Consider the following 6,245-nt stretch of genomic DNA (forward strand, 5'->3'; position numbering starts at 1 on the left):
TTTTTAACACTCAAAGCTCCGGATTCAATGTAATTGTAAAGCGTTTTTTCTGAGTAAGGGATCTTCCGGATGATTCTGTAGGATCATGTAAGGGGACTGCCCCTGCATAATCAGTGGGGAAACCAGTTCATCCAGCCTTATCAAATCTTCAGGAGAAATGTTGATACCAGTTCGCGATTCAATCAGAACGGTTCGATATTCCCTGTGAGCAATCGTGGCTCTATAATAAGCCTTATCCAAACGGCATCCGCTTTTTTTACTGCAAGCATTGCATACAAAGGGAGCTTTATCTAGTTTGGAACAATGATAACTGCGAGGAATGAAATCATCGCAATGGGAATTACAGTGGTTGCAGAGTTTACACATTCTTTTGCATATCGGAGCATAGATTTCACAGATATTCTTTTTTTTGCAGTCTTTTATTAGAGCACATTTATTTTTTGATTCATTGAAGTGGCTATGTTCCTGAATAGTGCGGTGCTTTTTAATTTCTTTGGAGATAGTGGTTGGATCTTTTCCTAACTGTAGCGCAATGCTATGGAGGGAGTTTCCTTGATCCAACCTTTTTTCAATTATAATACGCTGATCCATTGTCATATGCTTTTGATTTCCAGGGATAGATTTACACATAAGTACCTCTTTTCTACTGCGGATAGAAGGTACTAAAATAATATAGGATATAGAAGAAGAGAGTAAGACTAAATTCAGCATGATGGTGGAATTTAGTTTTTCATTTAAGGAAAAAATTATGTAGTGATAAAAAATATTGAGTTTTATGATGAAAAAAACTATAATAATGAGAGAGTCGCTAGAGGCGAGTTGGTTTTTTATATCGACTCTGACTAAATCAGGATATAAACTTTTTACTGGAAGTTTATTAGCAGAAGTAACGAGAGAAGTACGAAAACGTGTTTTCTCTCGTTAAAAATTTTAAGAAAGCAGAGAGGTAAAAAATGGGAAGGAAAATGAAAAAGTTAACGCGCGCCGGCGCGGGAGCGCTTGCCGGAGTAATGGTCTTCGGATTGGCAGCTCCGCTTGCACCTCTAAGTGTTGAGGCGGCAGATGAAGTGAAAAATCTGGCGATTGGTTCAACAGCAACAGTCAACGATAAAGAAACAGACTATTGGGGCGCGGATAAAGCTGTTGACGGTATTGTTAACAGAACTGCAGCAAAAAGAGATCAGTCCCGTTGGGCAACGAACGTAGGCGGAGATGCAGATGCAAAGTGGCTGAAGATTGATTTGAAAGAAGCAAAAACATTCCAGTCGTTTGTTCTTGCATGGGAAAGAAGAAATATTACCGGTTATAAAATCCAGATTTCACAGACAGGCGAAGATAATTCATGGGAAGACGTCTATACAAAAACAGGAGCAAGTCATATTTCTCATATAAATGAAAATATTCATTTGCCAGAGGCAAAAACAGCACGTTATGTACGTTTATATATTGACGGATATACGGCGAATGCGGCAGATGATCAGACAAATTGGCGATCAGTTTCTCTTTATGACTTCCAGATCTATGCAAATGAGATTCCTGATACGGTTCTCCCGGATGAAAACTACTGTCTGGAAGGAACAGCAGAAGCAAGCAATTTTGAAGAGGTTCAAAGCGAGCCGGGAAAACAAGGTCCGGCAAAAGCGATTGACGGAGATTTAACAACACGCTGGGCAACAGAAAGCGATGGAAAAGGAACGACAGCCCGTACGCTGACTGTGAAGCTTCCGGCAGCGCAGTGGGTAGAATATGTGAAGATCGACTGGGAAATGCCGGCAAGCGGAGTTCCTACTCCGAAGAAATATACGATTGAAGCGGCAGAAAAAGAAGGCGGCGAATTTACTGTAGTTCATACAAACAGCGAGCAGGTTACAAAAGCCGAGCAGATTATCAAGTTAGACAAACCTGTATGGGCAAAAGAACTGAAATTAAACGTAACGGAGTACGGCGCTGCGACAGGAACTTGGTATAATGTTTCTGTGGCAGAATTCGGCGCATATGCGATGAAGCCGGAGTCAGGCGTCATCGATGAGAATGCAACAGCAAAACAGATTGCGGACAAGCTGGCAGCTCCGACTGTAAAGGCGGACAAAACCGGATTAGAGTGGCAGGATGTGCCGGAAGGAGTTACTGTAGAGTTCCTCGCAGATTACGAACAGGTTGTCGGAAGAGACGGCAAGATCTATCAGCCGCTTAGAGAGACAACTGTAAAGGGAATTTACAAAGTAACAAAAGGTGAAGAGACAGCAGAAGGCGCAAGAGAACATACAGTTACGATTCCGGGTAAATATGATAACGCTGGAACAAATGCGAAACCGGTTGTAATTCCGGAACTGGCAGAGTGGTATGGCGGAACAGAGGCCGGATCTGTTAAGATCGGTGAAGGCACAAAGATCGTTTATAAAGACGCCGCGTTTAAGGCAGCGGCAGAAGCTCTTGCAGCAGATTATAAAGCAGAGTACGGCGTTGATCTTCAGGTTGCAGACAGCGGAGAAGATGCAGGCGATATCGTCTTTACAAAAGATGATAAAAACGGACTCGGTGAAGAAGGCTATATCATGGAGATGGACGATAAAGTAAATGTAAAGGCTGAGCAGGCGCAGGGAGCTTACTGGTCGACACGTTCCATTCTTCAGATCGTGAAACTGAATAACGGTGAGATTCCGAAAGGTATTACAAAAGACTATCCGAAGTTCAAAGTAAGAAGCTTTAGCTTGGATGTTGCCCGTAAACCGGCATCTCTTGAGTCATTGGAAGATTTTGTAGACGCTATGGCATACTACAAGATGAATGATTTTCAGGTTCATTTGAATGATAACTTGATCTTCTATGAGAATTTTGAAAGCGCAGAAGTCGCTCGAGAAAGGGCGTATACAGGATTCCGTCTTGAGTCCGATATTAAGGCAGGCGGAGAAAATAAAAAAGATCTGACTAACGAAGACCTTTTCTATACAAAGGAAGACTTTAGAAACTTTATCGAAGAGTCTGAAGCGCAGGGAGTAAGTATTGTGCCGGAAATTGATGCTCCGGGACATTCGGGTGCATTTACAAAAGTTCGTCCTGATCTGATGCTTCCGCAGAATCAAGCTGTCAACGGAAATGCAAAACGTGCAGGCGAGCAGTTTGACTTAAGCGGTGATGTGAATTCCAAAGACAGTCAGTATGGTAAGAGCCTTTCATTTGTTCAGGGTGTGTGGGATGAATATCTGACAGACAATATGTTCGACGACAGTATGACAGTACATATCGGAACAGATGAATATTATGGTGAAGAGAATGCTTTCCGTCATTTCTCCGATGATATGATCAAATATATTCAAGGTAAAGACCGTACAGTCCGTATGTGGGGAAGTTTGACGCAGATTGACGGAGACGGAACAGTTCCGGTAAAAAGCGAAAATGTACAGTTGAACGTATGGAATACAGGATACTCCAATCCGAAACAGATGTACAACGATGGATTTGATCTTATCAATACACTGGACGGTTCTCTCTATATGGTTCCGAATGGAAGCGGAAGCAGAGGAGGATATGGCGATTATCTGAGAACAGAAGACCTTTACAAAAATTGGATTCCGAATAATATGGGCGGAACAGTAATTCCGGCAGGATCTGATCAGATGCTCGGAAGTACGTTTGCGATTTGGAACGATAATATTGACACTGCTGCACAGGGAATCTCAGAAGTTGATAACTTTGAGCGTTTTGAAGATGCGCTTCCGATTCTTGCAAGCAAAGGCTGGGGCGAAGGTGAAGATCTTGAGTTTGCCGCAGTAAAAGAAAAAGCGGAGAAACTGGGAGATGCTCCGGGAAGCAATCCGTACTATGAAGAAACGGCAGATAAAGACGGCAAGTATATGTCTTACGGTTTTGACAATAAAGAAGATTCGTCTGAAAACAACAGAGATATCAAAGAGACAAAGAATGCAGATATTGACGGCGCGCTGAAACTGAAAGGCGGCGAAAGTTATGCGTCGACACCGATTGAAAAACTTGCAGTCGGAAACGCCCTGTCATTTGACGTTACATTAACTGAAGAAGCAAGAGCAGGACAGATCCTGTTTGAAGCAGATACACCGGGCGGAGAAGATTATGTACATGATATCCGCATCATGGATGACGGAAGAGTTGGATTCAGAAGAGAGCTTTATGATTACTACTTCGATTATAAACTTCCGGTTGGCGAGAAAGTTCATATGGAAATCGTGACAGATACGTTGAAAACTGTGTTGATCGTAGACGGAAAAGAATATCAGGCAACAGGAATTTACATCAACAGACAGACTGATAATACGCTCAGAAAACAGGGGATTAAAAATGCAACACTGCTTCTGCCTGTTCAGCGTATCGGATCAAAGACGAATTCAATCGTCGGCACGATCGATAATGTAGAAGTAAAGACAGCAGATCCGATCTCGTCAAAAGATGAGTATAATAAAGCGGCATGGACAAAAGTATCTGTTGATACAGAAACCAATATTGCTGATAGTAAAACAGAAGGTCTTTTCACATATGCATTTGACGGAAAATCAAATACAATCTGGCATTCAAATTGGAAAGATGGAAAAAGCGATAAGCTGAAACCGCAGGGAAGTTTTGATGAGATCGGCGGAGTGATCAATCTCGGTCAGAAATATACGATCAATCAGTTCTCCTTCACTCCAAGACAGGGAAATGCAAGTGGTCAGGTGACAAAAGCTGATTTATATGTGAAGGCAAATGAAGGTGACGAATGGGTAAAAGTTGCCGAAAATACAGAATTTGCCGCTGATGCATCTAAGAAGACATTCTACTTTGACGAGCAGGAAGTTCAGTTTGTAAAATTCGTTGCAAAAACATCTAATGACGGTTGGGTAGCTGTATCTGAATTTGATGTTGACAATGAAAAGGTAAAAGAAATGACAGTTTATGCTGCGGCTCAGAAGGGCGGAAAAGTTACAAGCAGCGCAAAAGACGGAAAAGTAATGCAGCACGAGAACGTTACTGTAACGGCGACTCCGAATAAAGAGTATAAGTTTGCAGGATGGTATGATATTCTTACAGGAGAAAAGGTATCTGATGATGCGGAATATACATTTGCTGTAGAAATGAATACATCTTTGATCGCTCATTTCACGAAAAACGGTGAAACGCCGGATCCGCAGCCGAAAGAGTGGACGGTAACGATCGACGGGACAGGACATAAAGTAAAAGACGGCGAAACACTGACAGTAGAAGAGCCGTCTAAACCGGGTCATGCGTTTGCAGGGTTCTACCTTGTTGGAACAGATACGGCTGTAGATTTCACAAAACCGATCACATCTGATATGAATGTTGAATCACGCTTTACACAGTATAAAGTTACAGCAGTAGAGAGTGAGAACGGAACAATCACAGTCAGCGAGATGAATGACAAAGGTGAAGTAACTGTTACAGCAAAAGCAAATGACGGATATATCTTTAAAGGTTGGAAAGTAGATGGAAAAGAGACAGAGGCTCTTGGAACACCTTATACATTTGTGCCGGTGAAAGATACAACAGTTGAAGCTGTATATGAGAAGAAAGATGATACAAAAGTTTATCATACAGTAATCATTAACGGACAAACAGTTACGGTAGAAGATGGCAAGACGCTTGATCGTCCTGCTGATCCTGTAAAAGAAGGATATAAGTTCATCGGTTGGTTCGTGGATGGAAAAGAATTCGATTTCAATACTCCGATTACGGGAGATCTGAAGATCGAGGCTCGTTTTGAGAAGCTTCCGACTACTGATAAGAATGATAAGAACGACAAAAACGATAAAGTTGAAGGCGCAGTTCAGACGGGCGATACAGCAAATGCAGTACCGTGGATCGTATGCCTCGGCGTAGCCGCAGGAGCTGGTGTTGTGGTGTTGAAATCACGCAAAAAACGTTCTTAATTTAAAAACTGTTTTCAGAATGTGATAAATAATTGATCTTGAAAGCATAACAAATAAAATAGTATCATACAGTTTTTCTGCCGACAGGTAATCCTGTCGGCAGTTTTCATATAGGTGATAGGTCAGAGTGCGGGAACGCCGGAGATTTTGGCGGCTATGTACAATCCTGAAATGCGCCTTCTGACATTCCCTGTGGTTCTGTGTTTCTTTATAAGTGAAACACTACAATCTACTTTGTTCAAAGTGGAAATAAACTCTTCACCTCATGTAGGTGTTTTTTAATAGTAAAGTGAAAAATATTATTGTTTTTGAAGGATAGATATGCTATGATAAATTCACTCACAGAAC

General features: G+C 41.8%; 2 protein-coding genes. One reads left to right on the top strand and one right to left on the bottom strand.

Annotated elements, in window-relative coordinates; all coding sequences use genetic code 11:
* Positions 1 to 24: 24 nt before the first annotated feature.
* Positions 25 to 711, bottom strand: a complete 687-nt coding sequence (locus RUMTOR_RS00100; protein WP_114148658.1) for a helix-turn-helix domain-containing protein — start codon at positions 709 to 711, stop codon at positions 25 to 27.
* A gap of 254 nt (positions 712 to 965) precedes the next feature.
* On the opposite strand from RUMTOR_RS00100, the gene RUMTOR_RS00105 reads away from it, so the two are divergent.
* Positions 966 to 5,897 carry a discoidin domain-containing protein gene (locus tag RUMTOR_RS00105; protein WP_242647666.1) on the top strand — a complete coding sequence of 1,644 codons (4,932 nt, stop codon included), beginning with the start codon at positions 966 to 968 and terminating at the stop codon, positions 5,895 to 5,897.
* Positions 5,898 to 6,245 lie beyond the last annotated feature (348 nt).

The sequence above is a fragment of the [Ruminococcus] torques ATCC 27756 genome (assembly GCF_000153925.1).
Lineage (GTDB): Bacteria > Bacillota > Clostridia > Lachnospirales > Lachnospiraceae > Mediterraneibacter > Mediterraneibacter torques.